This window comes from Bradyrhizobium sp. MI1.10 (assembly GCF_055811035.1).
This window is the reverse complement of sequence record NZ_JBVVPN010000008.1, coordinates 1-14,389: the sequence shown is the minus strand read 5'-3', so window position 1 is coordinate 14,389 and position 14,389 is coordinate 1. Positions and strand designations below refer to the sequence as shown.

The 14,389-nt window shown below is 58.9% G+C and carries 12 protein-coding genes; 6 read left to right on the top strand and 6 right to left on the bottom strand.

Annotated elements, in window-relative coordinates:
* Positions 1–18: 18 nt before the first annotated feature.
* Entirely contained in the window at positions 19–2,250 is a 2,232-nt protein-coding gene (locus AC0L3K_RS10570; RefSeq protein WP_473255882.1) for a GNVR domain-containing protein, read from the top strand.
* Positions 2,251–2,775: 525 nt separating this feature from the next.
* Positions 2,776–3,069 (top strand): hypothetical protein, encoded by a 294-nt coding sequence (locus AC0L3K_RS10565; protein ID WP_204513783.1) that lies wholly within the window; start codon positions 2,776–2,778, stop codon positions 3,067–3,069.
* A 39-nt stretch (positions 3,070–3,108) separates the two neighbouring features.
* Here AC0L3K_RS10565 and AC0L3K_RS10560 read toward each other — a convergent pair whose 3' ends face one another.
* Positions 3,109–4,539: an undecaprenyl-phosphate glucose phosphotransferase gene (locus tag AC0L3K_RS10560; protein WP_473255871.1), complete on the bottom strand. Its 1,431-nt coding sequence runs from the start codon at positions 4,537–4,539 to the stop codon at positions 3,109–3,111.
* Between the two features lie 593 nt (positions 4,540–5,132).
* On the opposite strand from AC0L3K_RS10560, the gene AC0L3K_RS10555 reads away from it, so the two are divergent.
* Positions 5,133–5,870 (top strand): metallophosphoesterase family protein, encoded by a 738-nt coding sequence (locus AC0L3K_RS10555; RefSeq protein ID WP_473365930.1) that lies wholly within the window; start codon positions 5,133–5,135, stop codon positions 5,868–5,870.
* A gap of 105 nt (positions 5,871–5,975) precedes the next feature.
* On the opposite strand, the gene AC0L3K_RS10550 is transcribed toward AC0L3K_RS10555, so the two are convergent.
* A complete protein-coding gene (locus AC0L3K_RS10550) occupies positions 5,976–6,239 on the bottom strand; it encodes a hypothetical protein (RefSeq protein WP_473255873.1) in 264 nt (87 codons plus the stop codon).
* Positions 6,240–6,801: 562 nt separating this feature from the next.
* On the opposite strand from AC0L3K_RS10550, the gene AC0L3K_RS10545 reads away from it, so the two are divergent.
* Positions 6,802–7,068, top strand: coding sequence for a hypothetical protein (locus tag AC0L3K_RS10545; protein ID WP_473365929.1), 267 nt, complete (start codon positions 6,802–6,804; stop codon positions 7,066–7,068).
* 419 nt (positions 7,069–7,487) lie between these two features.
* On the opposite strand, the gene AC0L3K_RS10540 is transcribed toward AC0L3K_RS10545, so the two are convergent.
* The 4 genes from AC0L3K_RS10540 to AC0L3K_RS10525 form a co-directional block, all read right to left on the bottom strand.
* The gene (locus AC0L3K_RS10540) at positions 7,488–7,703 is read right to left on the bottom strand and encodes a hypothetical protein (RefSeq protein WP_473255875.1); all 216 of its coding nucleotides are present in this window, start codon (positions 7,701–7,703) and stop codon (positions 7,488–7,490) included.
* Between the two features lie 138 nt (positions 7,704–7,841).
* A complete protein-coding gene (locus AC0L3K_RS10535; protein WP_473365928.1) occupies positions 7,842–8,234 on the bottom strand; it encodes a hypothetical protein in 393 nt (130 codons plus the stop codon).
* 504 nt (positions 8,235–8,738) lie between these two features.
* The gene (locus tag AC0L3K_RS10530) at positions 8,739–9,653 is read right to left on the bottom strand and encodes an amidohydrolase family protein (protein ID WP_473365927.1); all 915 of its coding nucleotides are present in this window, start codon (positions 9,651–9,653) and stop codon (positions 8,739–8,741) included.
* 290 nt (positions 9,654–9,943) lie between these two features.
* Positions 9,944–10,432, bottom strand: coding sequence for a lipocalin-like domain-containing protein (locus tag AC0L3K_RS10525; RefSeq protein ID WP_354127442.1), 489 nt, complete (start codon positions 10,430–10,432; stop codon positions 9,944–9,946).
* 275 nt (positions 10,433–10,707) lie between these two features.
* Between AC0L3K_RS10525 and AC0L3K_RS10520 the strand changes: the two genes are divergently transcribed.
* Complete coding sequence (locus tag AC0L3K_RS10520) at positions 10,708–12,498, top strand: adenylate/guanylate cyclase domain-containing protein (RefSeq protein WP_473365926.1); 1,791 nt, start codon at positions 10,708–10,710, stop codon at positions 12,496–12,498.
* 578 nt (positions 12,499–13,076) lie between these two features.
* The gene (locus AC0L3K_RS10515; RefSeq protein ID WP_473365925.1) at positions 13,077–13,664 is read left to right on the top strand and encodes a phasin family protein; all 588 of its coding nucleotides are present in this window, start codon (positions 13,077–13,079) and stop codon (positions 13,662–13,664) included.
* Positions 13,665–14,389: the final 725 nt, after the last annotated feature.

The window sequence follows — 14,389 nt, the reverse complement described above, 5'->3', positions numbered from 1 at the left end:
AAGGCAGCGAATTTTCAGATGTATCAGCCTAGAGAACACTTCCAATCGGGACACCGGTTCGGCATCGAGTTTGGCGGCGCGGTCCTCAGCTTTGACCGTGTGACCGACGTCCTTCGTCGGCAATGGCCGCTGATCGCTGCGGCAGTTGGCGCTTCGCTGGCTCTGGTGATCGTCTATCTGGTGCTGGCAAAGCCGATGTATACGGCAAACGCCCGCATCATGATGGACACCCGGCAAACCCAGGTTCTCGACAAGGACAGCGGGACCAACAGCGCTCTGATCGACACCGGCTACGTCGACAGCCAAGTCGAAGTCATCAATTCTGACGATCTTATCCTTTCAATCGTTCGCCGCCTGCGGCTCACCGAGGATCCGGAATTCAACGGATCCAATCCAGGACTTCTCGCCGTCATCATGGGCAAGGTCATGTCCGTGTTCGAATCCGGCGAACCGCCCACGCAGGAGCGGATCGAACATGCCGTGGTCGAATCGATTCAAAAGAGTCTCAGGGTCGAGCGCGTCCTGACCACATACGTCCTGTCGCTCAGTTATCGCGCACACAGCCCGGACAAGGCCGTCAAGATCGTAAATGCGATCGCCGATGCCTACATCGTGGGTGCACTGGAAGCAAAATACCAGTCCACGAAACGGGCGACCGAATGGCTCCAGCAGCGAAGCGTCGAGCTCAGCGAGCAGGCAACGGCCAGCGACCGCGCGGTGCAAACCTTCAAGGCCGAGCATAATATCGTCGGAACCAGCCGCGGCCTCATGTCCGAGCAGCAATTGTCGGATTTGAATACACAGCTGGTTCAGGCGCGGGCGGCCACGGCCGAAGCCAAGGCGCGCCTCGATCGAATCGAAGCGATTTCCGACCAGGACCTCGCCCAACCGACCGTGACGGACGCCCTTAACAATTCGGTCATTACGCGCCTGCGCGCCCAGTACCTCGATTTGCAGGCTCAATATGCCGATTGGTCAAGGCGCTACGGCAAGACTCATCTTGCGGCGGTCAATTTGGCCAACAAGATGGAGGAACTGCGCAAGAATATCGCCGATGAGCTCCATCGGATTGGCGACGCCTATCGCAGCGACTACGAGATCGCAAAAAGCCGAGAGGCATCTCTCGACAAGAACGTGAAAGAGCTGGTCGCCCAGGCGGGTCACACCGGCCAGGCGGAAGTCAAGCTGCGCGATCTCGAAAGCGCGGCCGACACCTATCGCAATCTCTACAATAACTTCCTGGAGAAGCTGCAAAGCGCCACCCAAAACCAGAGCTTCCCGCTCAGCGAGGCACGCCTGATCAGCACCGCGACCAAGCCCGATCGCAAAAGTTCGCCGCGGACGGTTTTGGCCCTGGTGGGCGGCTTGGTCGGCGGCCTCTGTCTCGGCTTCGGCGCCGCCTTTGCGCGCGAGCTCCTCAACGACGTCTTGCGGACCCCCGGGGAGGTCGAGGACGAACTGGGCGTGAAGTGTCTTGGTGTCCTGCCAGATATTCGCCCGCCGACAAAGACACGCGCGTTGCTTTCGGCATCCGCGAAAGCCGACGTAGCGGGACTATCCCGCTACGTCGTCGATCATCCGTTCTCGCGGTTTGCCGAAACGTTGCGCAACATCAAGGTTTCGATCGACGTTGCGCGCATGACCCGAGAGATCAAGGTCATCGGCATTGTATCGTCGCTGCCAAAGGAAGGAAAAACGACGGTCGCGGCCAATTTCGCTCAGTTGATTGCCATGACAGGTCACCGCACCATCCTCATCGACGGCGACTTGCATACGCGCTCACTCACGCGGGAACTCGCACCTGACGCCAACAGCGGACTGGTCGAGGCTCTCAGTGACCCCACCGCCTTCAGCTATCACCTGCAACGAAGCAAGGAGACCGGTCTCGATTTCTTGCCCTCCATCGTTGCTTCGCGCATGGTCAATTCGGCCGACGTCATCGCATCGAGGCCAATGGCCGACCTGCTCGCGATGCTACGGGAACACTACGAATACATCATTATCGATCTTGCCCCTGTGATGCCCGTGGCGGACTCCAAGGCGTTCAGCGTCCTCATCGACGCAATGGTCTATGTGATCGAATGGGGAGCAACCACGCGAGCTGCGCTTCAAGAATCAATTTCGGGATCGGAGATCCTTCAGAAGAAGCTGCTGGGTGCCGTCCTCAATCGCGCCAACCCGAAGATGCTTGGACGCATCGAGGCGTATAAGGGTAAGCACCGCAACAGCTATTACGTCGAACATTCCTAGAGCGAAGGGGGCGCAAGCCGCACAGTCTGCGGCTGCATCCCTCGCGCATGCCCCGCCCTGCTGACGACCGCCGCGGAGCCTTCCGAAGATAGACTGCAGAGGGCACTTTTCGGTCCCGCCGTCTGCAGGAACGGACGGAAACGGCCGTCGAAAGTTCGCAGCCGCGGCGGGACGCCCGGCGAGGCGAAGACCCGTCAGCGGGCTCTATTGAGTTCCGGGGTCACGAAGACTCGGAACCAACCCGCCAAGTGACATTATCGTCGGCTCCGATACGCGTCCTATCTCCGTATTCATCCGGAATCCACAAATGGCGATCTCTGCCATAGCCCAAGGCATGGATTGACGACGGCGATCCGGACGAAAGATAGTAGATAGTGACGTGTTGCCTGCACAAACTTGCCCCCGGCACGAAGTGCTATTGATCGTGACCGCAGCCTGGACTGCCGAATCTTTGAGCACCTTTCCTTCCGAGGTTCAGGAGGCTAACGTGCGCTCATACTCTTCGTACTTTTTCGGCAGGTTCGGATGGTGATTGCTCTTATCGTCCTGAGCATCTGGGTGTTGCTCAATATTCTTTTCGTGTTGATCGTGGTTCCCCCGCGTAAGGCCCGCCGGGAATCCCGGCCGCTGGCGACCACTCTCGCGCCTGCCCCGCTCGATCCGAATCGCCGAGAACTCGAGCATGACGAGCCTTTTTCGCTTCGCCACGTCGTCGCCTCAGTCGCCATGGGAGCATTCTTCGTCCTTGTGCCGCCAATGCTTGCGCTGCGGGACGCCGTCCTTCGCCTCTTCAAGAAGACCCCCGGCAACGGAAGCTAACGGCTCATAGGTGCCGCCGGTCCCCCAAGGCGGATCCTATTAATAGGCCTCCTGGAACAGCACCGTCGAGGCCGTACGTGCCATGATCTTCAGATCCAGCCAGATACTCCAATTGCTGACGTACCAGACGTCGTATTCCACCCTTTTTTCCATCAGATCGATCGTCGGGGTTTCCCCCCGGAAGCCGTTGACCTGAGCCCAGCCTGTGAGGCCCGGTTTCATGTGGTGGCGGTAGACGTATTTGCTGATGAGCTCGTCGTAGTAATTGTCATGGGCGAGCGCATGCGGGCGCGGCCCGACCAGGGACATGTCGCCGCGCAAGACATTCCAAAGCTGCGGCAACTCGTCGATGCTTGTCATGCGAAGGAAACGCCCGATCTTGGTGACCCGAGCATCCCGCTTGGTGGCCTGGGTAATCGTCTGCCCGTCTTCGCAGACCGTCATGGTTCGAAATTTCCATATCTCGAACGGCTTGCCGTTGAACCCTCGGCGCGACTGGCGGAAGATGGCAGCTCCTGGCGATCCGAGCTTGATCAGAACGGCGACTGTCAGCAGCAGCGGTGTAAGCATGACGAGCGCCAACAAGGCTACCCCTACATCGAGGCAGCGCTTTTGGAAACGCTCGAGAACACTGAGCGGCGGCCGCTGAATCTCGACCGCCACGGTCTCGCTGACCGGCAGGAATGGGCGCGACACGAGGTCGGCGAGAGAATCGTCCGGCAGAAGGCGTACCGGTTGGGGCACCGCGCGCAGGTAGGGCCCGATCTTTCGAAGCATCGGCAATTCGTTCCAATCGATCGCCAAAAGATACTCGTCGACGTCCGCCTGGCGAGACTGCCGAATGACATCACGAATCTGTCGCTCCCAATGGCCATCGCCGCTGTCGATCCCAAGCACGAAATGACGCATGACGTCGAAACCGTTCCGGCGCAAATCCTTGAAACGGTTCGAGGTGAAATCGAGCGGCTTCAGGCTCAACAGGATCACCTTGCGATCGACCAGCCGGCTTCTGGCATAGTTTGTCGCGAGCACGAACTGCCAGACAAAGCGCAGGCTGATCAATCCGGCGCCGCCGATTGCAGCAAAAATAATCACTGTGCCGCGAGACAGATTGTCCGTCGACTTCAGCAGAAAGGCCGCGACAGCGAGGATCGTCAGCGACGCCAACCAGATGAAGACCGCCTTGCGCAGCTGCCAGACCAGATTCAGCAAGCGGTGCGTGGCGTAGACATCCTGGGAATATGCGACCGCGACGAACACAACGCCGACGATCAATCCTGCGCCCATCGATGCGCCGTCGCCAGTGGAGGCAAGCGCGACATTGTAGAGCGCCGCCCCTGCAGCGTAACTGAGCAGGATGAGCAGCAGGTCAGCAGCGATGATGACGATCTGAAAAGGCCGCTGAAGAGCCGTGCCGCGCGTTGACGACAGTGCACCAGCGCTTTCAGAACCATAAGTTGCAACAGCCATTCGAACCTCTGCTATCGAGAATGCTTGACGCTGATCCGTGATGCTGAAGATCCGTCACTTCCCCGAACGCAAACTGTGAAGTGAACACAGCGATATTGTGGCGCTGCACGCGAAACTTTTGCGATGCATGAATGCATCGCGTTTTGTTGAGATGTCATCGGGCGCGGAAGACTTGCGTCACAGTGCTGACACACGATCGAAACTCGCTGTCCTATTTTGAATCAAGTTCCACTTCGAATTCGGTCGGGCACTTGCAATGAAGCGCTAGCAGCTCATCTTTGATGCGCCTATTGCCACATTGAGTGGCTCCGCAGCGATACGATTCGATTACTAGAAGTTCGATGATTTGCGATCTAAAGCTGTATCTCCTCAACCGTCTTCAGCGAGACATGCATCTTCCGCGCTGCCGGGCGCGATGCAGCCCATGGCAGAATTGCCTGATTTGCTCAGCGCGCGCCGACAAGCTAAGCAAGCGAGTATCCTCCTTTCCTTCGGCGCAATCAGGCCGTCTGAGAGGCGGCACTCTTCAATAACGTCCGGCCGTGGACCGACTTGGCGAAATTATCCTCACCACCTCACCGAGTGTGCGCGCCATGACATCTCTTGCCCGATCACACCCGCCAATTGACAGACCGCAACTGCCGGACGGCGTTCGAATTTACGCGATCTCGGATATTCACGGCTGCTCGCATTTGCTGCAGCCCATGTTGCGGGTCATCGATGCCGACGTGGCCCACAGTCGGCCACGCTATGCGATCGAGGTGTTCATGGGCGACTACGTCGATCGCGGACCGGACACGCGCGCCACCCTTGACCTCTTGATCGAACGAAGCCGGCGGGGAAATTCGATTTTTCTCAAGGGAAACCACGAGGCATTTCTAGTGAGGGTTTTCGAAGACCCATCGTTGTTTGAAGACTGGCTTCGCATCGGTGGCGCCCAGACACTCATGTCCTATGGCCTCGCACCGCCAGACCTGAAGCGCGACGACCCGGCGTCGATCATGCGCGACTTGATCCGCGCAATGCCGGGGGAGCATCTGGAGTTCCTGGACGAACTACGGCTTAGCTTTACCTGTGGAGACTTTTTCTTCGTCCACGCCGGCGTTCGCCCGGGTGTCCCCTTGGCCGAGCAAAGCGAAAGCGACCTGCTTTGGATTCGCGAAGAGTTCCTTCAGAGCGAGGAGCAGTTCGGCAAATATATCGTTCATGGTCACACGCCGGTGCGCACCGCCGAAGTCCTGGCAAACCGGGTCAACATCGATACGGGCGCCTACGCGACGGGCAATCTAACTCTCATGAGTATACAAGGCAGCCGGATGCTGGCGGTATGACTCGCCCAGGATATGCCTAGCCCAGGAAATGTTTGCCGATCCATCGGGAGATTGTTTTCCTGAAGCGAACGGACGGAATCGGCACTCACGAGTTAACGGCGTCAGCTAGTTGAGCACGAGCGGCACTTCCCGTCCTGCTCGCGTGTTGGCCATCCAATTGCGCCAGGCCCGCTCATGCTTGGCGTAGAGCTCCAGCCATCGTTGTCCGGGCTTGTTCTGATCAAAGCGAAGGCCAGGGTCGAGGGGGGCGTCGGGCTTGTCCAACGTCTCGAACTCGATGGTTTCCGCAATCGTCAAACCGAAAAGGACACGCTGTCCTGTACCATCCACGATGTACCGTCGCGGTGCGTCCCTCATCGGCTGGGTCATGTCATGTGTCGCTTATGGTCATGAGAACAGAGATGTCGCTCGCACGCTGGACGAGGCCTAAAAGGCACGTCGGACGTGTCCGAATGCTGAATTGGGAGTCGATCGGGACGTTCTGCGCGAGGTGCCGGAGGGCTCGTTCGTCGTGGTTCGTTGCGACCGCCGGGTACGCAGCGCATAGACCAACATGACGCCGGCGCAGAAGATCAAGGCGAAGACAAATGCAGAAGCCATACGAGTCGTCCCTGAATAGTGCGGTGCTCATCAAGAGTGAGCAGTGTGTCGACATCATGATTCCTGATGATTCTTGGTGACTCTCCTGGTGCCAAAAGATTGCCCATCCCTGATCTTGTCCTGAGCAACAGCATCTGAGGTGTCTGGTAGCGCGATCTTTTGGTCGGACGCACCGACACGGATGGTCACCTTCAAATCTGTTCTGTCCCGTCCAGGTGGATTGGCGCACCTGAAGAGCTGGCTTTCGCAGCCATTCTATGGAACGATGCGCTTGCAACCTTTCAGACGCCGTCGCACTATTTCTCGCCCATTTTCGAGAGGGATTGATCCGATGAACTTCCGCACCCTTGCTCCATCCATTGCTCTTTCTGTTCTTGGCCTTGCTTTGATAACGACCGCAGCTTCAGCCGCGGAGCTTGCGCTGGCTCCTGCGCATCATCGGTCGGCCTACGTCCGAACCGGTTACGTGTTTTGGGATGATGTCTACCCGCCTGCGATCTATGGCCCCAACCTTCGCCCTGTCGAGGAAGTCGCGGCGCTCAAGGCGGAGGCCCGGCCCGTGTCGCAACGCTGGTGGGGGTATTGGTACGCTCGGTGAACGGCAAACCGTTTAGCAACCAGCCGCGTTCAACCATGAATCGCCGCAACACCGGGCAGCTGGTGGCGGCGATTTTGTTTGGGGCTTGCCTAGCCCATCCAAACATGATCACCGAACGGGCGGATCGTCGGCCCGTCATTTCGCTACCAAGCCCCTCGCGTCCAGGAACTGACCGGTTTCGAATTGCGGTGTCGGGCGAAAATCGCAGGCAGCGCGGATCCTCGGTCATCGCTGTGGAAGTGACCATCAGATAGCGCCGTGCCGACTGGCGAGGAAGCGGAGCGCTCTCGCTGCACGGCTCGATAGAGAAATTGAGGCAGCCTCAGCCCGTGCTGCGTAAACTCAGTTCCGTCGCGGAAGGCTCCTCACGGAAGGCTGCCGATTGCCGGCAGGCTTTCGAGGTCCCATCGGGAACGCTGCTACTTTGCCTGCGCACCCCGGTCCCAAGGCCGTTTGCCATCCGCGCCCCTGTCCCACGGGCGCGCCGTTGGGGCGTCCTTCTCCTGCGTGGCTGCCTGCGCACGATCGGCCTGAACCCGTTCGCGATCGGTTAATGGGGCCTTCGGAGTTGCCGGTTCGGGCTGCGCCAATGCCGGCGTCGCGATGAGCAGCATCGCCAAAATGAATTTTTTCATCCCCGGCTTTAACACACCGGCCGCAGGCTGTCCGATCTATTCGGAGCCCTCCAAAGTTCAAAGATCCGCCTAATCTCCAAAGCTCGAAGGAAAAGGCCCGCAACGGTGGACCTTTCGGTGAGAGTTGAGATGGATCGCCTATTTCTGATCTTCGTTGCTGGTGCCCGATCCGGGGCTTCCGATCGGCAAACCATTAGCTGAATGACCAACCCCGGAGTTACGCTCGGCCTGCGCGGCGGCCGGCGTCTTTCCGTTCGCGGTTGGGGGTTGGACGTTCGGATTGTTCTGGCTGGAGTTGGGGTTACTCGTGTTCACGTTAGCGCCGGTGGTGGTGCCTTGAGTCCCCATGCCGGACGGAGCCGAGGGGCCCGAGGTCGCGCTGCTCGACGAGGTGCCTGTCCCAGCACCAGAGCTTGCCGCCGAACCCGCGCCGCCGCCGGCTCCCCCACCCGAGCCGCCACCGCCTTGGGCGAACGCGGTCGACGAGAATGCTATGCAGGCAAGGGCAACGAACAGAGGTTTGCGGATCATGGATGCGTCTCCCTGAGCTTGAACAGCAATCACGACAGGCGCTGGAAGTTCCTTCGCTGCCGCGGTCCGAATTCCCTGCGAACAGGGAATTTTACAGGGAAAGCGCGCCTGCGGTGAGGCCGCTATCCCATGAAAATGCGAACATTTGCCTTGAAATTCAGTGCATCCGGGGCGCGATCCGCCGAATCCGAACAGGGAATTTATCGCTAGTGAACAGGGAATTTGCGTGCAAACGGCTGGACGAAACAGGCGATGTGCGGGCTACGGCGAATAGCGCAAGCATCGCCTGTGGATCACCGCCAGTGCAGGGGCGGCGTCTGCGCACGGCGAGGAATCGCGAACTGTCGCCGAATTTAACTGGCAGCAGGACCCTCCTAGTCTGTGTACTCGTTAAGCAGCTGGCCGCCTTATGTCCGCTCACCCCCTACCAGCGGCGGGAAAGCGGACGTCTGCCGAGGTCGCTGAAGGGCCAACAGCAGACTCGCGCATCGCCGCAAGGTTAGCTCATGCCCAGCGAAGCCGCGCCAAGATCGCCCGACCCATGACCCAGTCCTTGTCGCTTTCGGTGAGGAATGGAAGCTCCTCCGTAAATTGCGTCACGCGCTGCCGATAGGTGGCCCGGGCGAACGAATTGGTAATATCGGTGCCCCAATAGCAGCGCTCCGGTCCATACGCGTCGAAAAGGCGCTGAATATGCGGAATGGTATCGCGGAATGGATAGGACTCGGTCGAGATCAGTGGCACCGAGGACAGCTTCACCGAAACGTTCGGGTATTTTGCGAGCTCGGCCGCCTCGGCAATAGCTTCCGCCACTTGGTTGTTTTTCCCGGATTGTGATGAATCAGCACGAGGGCGAAGGCCCGCGCCGACGCCCATGTGGTCGAGGATAAGCGTAAGGCCGGGGTGTCGCTCGGCGATACGTGCGAACAGCGACGTCTGGCCCAATGTGAGAAACATCACAGGCAAACGAGCCTTCTGCGCGGCCGGCCAGAACCAGTCCGCGGTCCCGTCAGTCAGCCACGCGGCTTCGTCGGGCCCGAAGTTCAATCTCACGCCCAGAACGCCGGGCTGGTCGCGCCACGTCGCAAGCCGCGCTGCGCCCTCGGGTTTGTTGAGGGTCACACGCGCCATGATCGCGAAGCGGTTCGGATACCGTTTGACGGCCTCTTGGGCATAGTCGACGCGCTCGCCTTCGAGTGATGCCGGCGGAACGATGACGACGCGATCGACGCCGGCCTCGTCCATCAGCGGTATGACCCGCTCGATGGTGAAGGGCTCGGGAAGCTGCGGCTTGGCACCGGGTAGCCAGGGTCGCTCCAGAGTGCTCGCCGGCCAGAGGTGAACCTGCGAATCGACGATCACCCGTTTTGGCTGCGCAAATGTCGTGGCCGGATGAACTGACAGCGCGACACCGGTCACGACGGTGCCGGTGAGGAGACGACGGCGTGAAAGCATTCAACCTCCTTGACTGCTTAATGTTGTCACGCGCGGTGGCGGCCGAAGCCCGCGCTATCCAAGCGCTGCGAATTTGCTCGCATTTATGAATGTAAATCAAAGTTGGGACCATAAAGGTTCAAAGGGTGATTGGCATCGCAGCTTTCCTGCGGCGCATATTGGCTCCGTTGGTCCGATAACGGAAGTCGTCGTTTCTTAGTTCATGCCTGATCGACGCGGGGCGGAGGCAGAACACAGGTGCCACCCCAGCGCTATTAGCGCTCGCGTTCCCAAGTCAGGCTTCCTACCACTCTCTTTCCGGGAAAAACGGAGCTGACTTGTTCCGCCGTTCGAATGGTCAGCTTATCTCCTTCCAGCTTGAAGAATCGTATTTGGTCCTGTCCGGTCAAAAGCTCATTCCCCGATATATCAACTTTGGTCGTAAACTTGTCTCCTTCGATCATAAATTTTCCGGAGTAGGCGAGGAGTGACTTCAGAAGGACTGCCGACTCCTCATTGCTCGTTGCCGGTTTGCGATTTGCCGCCACGATGACGAATGTCACGTATCCGTCTGCCGCGAAGACCGCCCTGCCTTTGGGATTGGGACCGAAAGGCTCAGTCGCCTCTCCACCGATAATCTGAATTGTCCATGAGCTTAGCTTCCAACTACCTGCGAGTTGCCCCGCTGTATCCTCCGCAAGGGCAAATCCAGCTTGAAAACAGACGCATACAATAGCAGCAGCGAGCACACGGAGAAGTACCATATCTTCCTCCCTCTCAGCAGATGACCGGGTGCGTTCAAACAAATGCCAAGGCTAGCCGTGAGAGAGGAAATCCGCCAGAGCGAGGGGTCCGGGAAGGTCTGCTGTGGGTCAAAAGCAGCTGGCGAGCCACGCGCAGCTCGGCGTCCGGTTTATCCAGCGACAGCGGACGTCAGGGAGGCTGAACCGCTCTTCTTAGGGCCAATAACCGATTGTCGGTCCGGGTGGGCATTCCTTCCGATCCGGCGTAGAATGGCATTCAGATTGGATCGCGGGTCATGGCACAGGAGCGGCTAGGACGGATCGAACGGAGGTTGGCGGCTATATTGGCCGCCGATGTGGCTGGCTATTCGAGGCTCATGCACCATGACGAAGAGACCACGCATACCAAACTGACAGTTCTCTTGGCGGAGGCTGTTGATCCAACAATCGCCGAACACAGCGGCCGGATCGTCAAGAATACCGGCGACGGGTTTCTCGCAGAGTTTCCGAGTGCCGTCGAAGCTCTTCGGGCTGCGATGGTATTCCAAGCGCGCGTTCGCGAACTTACCGCCGGCGCCCCGGAAGACAGGCGCATCGCTTTTCGAGTGGGCATTAATATTGGTGACGTCATCGTCGAGCCCCACGACATCTTTGGCGATGGGGTGAATATCGCCGCACGGCTTGAGAGCGTCGCAGCACCCGGCGGCATCTGCATCTCTTCGGCTGTCTACGATCAGGTCCAGGGCAAGTTTGGCGACAGGTTCGCCGATATTGGTGAACAGAACCTCAAAAACATCGGCCGTCCGGTTCGAGCTTATGCTGTGGTTCTGGATGGGTTCGGCACGGCGGCGCTATCTCCGGGGGCGGGATCAAGCGCACTTTCACCGCCCCGCCTTTCCATCATTGTGTTGCCCTTCGCTAACCTCAGTGACGATCCTGGGCAGGACTACTTTGTCGATGGCGTGGCCGAGAGTTTGACCACAGATTTGTCGCGCATCTCCGGCTCGTTCGTTATCGGCCGACACACCGCATTCGCGTACAAGGGCAAAGCGATCGATCTCAAGCAGATTGGCCGCGAACTGAATGTTCGGTACGTGCTAAAGGGTTCTATGCAGGGAGCCGGCGATCGACTTCGCGTAAACGTTCAGCTCGTGGACGCGGAAACCAGCGCGCATCTATGGGCCGACCGCTTTGACAAACCCGTCGCCGATCTTTTTGATATGCAAGACGAGATCGTATCGCGCCTCGCCAACACACTGGACGCCCAACTCACTGAACAAGAGGCCAGGCGATCAGAGCGATCTCCGCAGCCCAATTCGATGGACTTGTATTTCCGAGGCAAAGCTTTGTTGCACAAGGGGTGGACGTTGGAGGGTGTGCCACAAGCGCGCGCGATTTTTGAACGGGCGGTGACCCTCGACCCCAAGAATGTCGACGCGATGGTGTGGATGGCTGGCGCCGATCTGATGCTTGGAGCGAGCTACTTGGATGACGCCACGAGCGAGCATTACGCAGTGGCCGAGGCGACCTCAATAAGGGCGCTGTGCCTCGCGCCCAACCATGCTTACGCACACTTGGCTTTGGGCTGCGCATTAATGTGCACGAACCGCGCGGCTCAGGGCATCGCTGAGTTCGAGAGGGCGTTGACGTTGGATCACAATTTGGCTGAGGCTCACGCGCAAATCGGCGGCGCTAAGTTGTACATGGGGCGCGGAGCGCAGACGGTGGCTCATATCAACGAAGCACTTCGCCTGTCTCCTCGTGATATCTTCGGCCATCGATGGCTCATGATAGCCGGCTTTGCCAAGCTGCAGCTTAACGAGGATGCTGAAGCAGTCTGCTGGTTCCGCCGCAGCATCGAGGCCAATCGAAATGACGTGAACGCACATTTCGGGTTGGCTGCCGCGCTCGCGTTGCTTGGCTCGCTGGACGAGGCGAAAGCTGCTGCAAAGGCGATCTTTGCGCTGGTTCCAAGCTTCACCATCCGCCGCTTCCGAGATGGAGTTTGCAGCGATAACCCAATTTACCTCGCCAAACGCGAGCGTGTGTATCAGGGCCTGCGGCTGGCGGAGGTGCCGGAGGGATGATGTCCGGTTTCCCGCTGAGCGACCGACTTCCGGTCCTCGCCTGCGTCCGGACATGTCGCTGCACTTCGCAACTGGCGCTATGGGTCAACAGCGGAAGTCGCGACGTTACCAAGCATATCGGGCGTAGCTGCGCGTCACGTTGGAGAACTCCCCTTCGAAGGTTGCGGCCGTAGACCAGCCGGTGATCCATTTCACTTCGGCGGACCCGGTCAGCAGCCGCCTGCCGTCCGCCGTTGACCACAAATCTCGTCCCCGGCAGCGTCTGAAACTGGCGTCCATGGCGCTGTGCTCGCGGTTGGTCAGCAGTACGCGCCCGATTGGAGCCTAGGTGCGAAACGTCAGTTCTCCTGACTGTGGCACGGCAGCGCGCCTATCCACTTGAGGCAATGGTCCATCGCACCGGTTGGGTAACCAACTCCACGGATCCATTGGTGCTCCACGCTCGGCCGAGCCGCACGTGAAATCTCATTCCTTCCGGAACGGACGTAAACTGACCACGTTTTTTTTGCTTAGGATGCAGCTCTGATTGGGGAGCCGCAAAGCACCCCGAAAATGCCCGTGAGAGATGGAGAAGGACAATGGCCCACGAACGCCACGAGAACAGGGCTACCCATAATCCAGAGGATAAAGCTTCTCGCGCTGCCGAGAGAGCAACTGAGCAGACCCGGCGCATCGGATTGGCCGCGGCTGAGACAAACGAGCAAGTAGTGAAGACAGGCGCCAATCTTGTACAGCAGAATGCAGAGCTGTTCCAGAACACGTGGCGCTTTGGCCTGGATATGATGACGGCGATGATGGGGCGTTCAGCAGATCACATGGGCAGAGCCCTTGGTGTGTCTGGAGATGAAGCTCAGGATGCGACCAAGAGATCTGCCCGGAACGCTGAGAGCATCCTCTATTCGGCCACAGCAATGAGCAAAGGTCTGAACGATGCTTCTCGAGAGTGCCTTGAGCTTGCGCGATATCAGATCGAGAGGAGCATGAAAGGAATGAGCGAACTTTGGCAGTGCCGAACGCCTCACGACTTTGCAGCGATGCAGACTGATTTGCTGCGGGAAAGTTTGGAGCGTACGCTACAGAGCAGTCGCCGGATCGCTGACGTTTCGGTGAAGGCGGTGGATGACGCCGCAACACACATGGCCGAGACCATGAAGCGAGCAGCCTGATTTTAATTCGAGCGAAAATCAGCGGCCGAAAATCCCGGCCGCTGATCTGCTCGTTGACCTTAAGTCGGGAGGCGTTCGAGGGCACTGGTCATATTTAGATGTCCCGTCAAGAAATTCACGGCAAGGTCGGTCAGCCTTCGCGGTGATCCGCGAGACCATCCGGGAGATGGACAAGGTCGCGAATCGGCTTGAGGCGACGAGCTGCGCCGATGTTAGAGGACCGCTGATCGAGCCCTGTCGCTCAGAATTCCCGGGGCAAGGTTCATGCTCAGGAATTCCACAACACAAGGTCGCGAGGGCGAAGCACGTAGGGCCGGACGACTGGTCTAACACCCGATCTGTAGCGCCATTGGCGTCAATCCAATTCGGCTCCGAGTCCCGCTCCGGGTCATGAATGTCGATTTGAACCAGCGCCGATGCCGTCCGGATTGCCCCCGAGAGCCGACGTCGAGCCAAGCGTCTAGCGCGGACAAAAAGGGCCGGCCAATACCAGAAATCATTCCGAACGGTGTTTGCTGATCCAAGGGCGCTACGTCTCCAATCGTCTGAAAGCCGACGCAGGTTCGGAAGGTTATCGGCTTGAGAATGGCCAACCTCATTAACGAGGAAGTCATCATGATCGATGTCCACGGCGTAAATCCCCCGCTCCGCCCAAAGTTGCGTGTCCTCTCCTTTCGTTCAAGCCGAGATGGGGCTGACTTCGTGATCAATCCGGAAGCCATAGC

Coding starts and splice junctions, on each gene's coding strand:
- AC0L3K_RS10570 (WP_473255882.1), top strand. CDS start 19: ATGTATCAGCCTAGAGAACACTTCCAATCGGGACACCGGTTCGGCATC.
- AC0L3K_RS10565 (WP_204513783.1), top strand. CDS start 2,776: ATGGTGATTGCTCTTATCGTCCTGAGCATCTGGGTGTTGCTCAATATT.
- AC0L3K_RS10560 (WP_473255871.1), bottom strand. CDS start 4,539: ATGGCTGTTGCAACTTATGGTTCTGAAAGCGCTGGTGCACTGTCGTCA.
- AC0L3K_RS10555 (WP_473365930.1), top strand. CDS start 5,133: ATGACATCTCTTGCCCGATCACACCCGCCAATTGACAGACCGCAACTG.
- AC0L3K_RS10550 (WP_473255873.1), bottom strand. CDS start 6,239: ATGACCCAGCCGATGAGGGACGCACCGCGACGGTACATCGTGGATGGT.
- AC0L3K_RS10545 (WP_473365929.1), top strand. CDS start 6,802: ATGAACTTCCGCACCCTTGCTCCATCCATTGCTCTTTCTGTTCTTGGC.
- AC0L3K_RS10540 (WP_473255875.1), bottom strand. CDS start 7,703: ATGAAAAAATTCATTTTGGCGATGCTGCTCATCGCGACGCCGGCATTG.
- AC0L3K_RS10535 (WP_473365928.1), bottom strand. CDS start 8,234: ATGATCCGCAAACCTCTGTTCGTTGCCCTTGCCTGCATAGCATTCTCG.
- AC0L3K_RS10525 (WP_354127442.1), bottom strand. CDS start 10,432: ATGGTACTTCTCCGTGTGCTCGCTGCTGCTATTGTATGCGTCTGTTTT.
- AC0L3K_RS10520 (WP_473365926.1), top strand. CDS start 10,708: ATGGCACAGGAGCGGCTAGGACGGATCGAACGGAGGTTGGCGGCTATA.
- AC0L3K_RS10515 (WP_473365925.1), top strand. CDS start 13,077: ATGGCCCACGAACGCCACGAGAACAGGGCTACCCATAATCCAGAGGAT.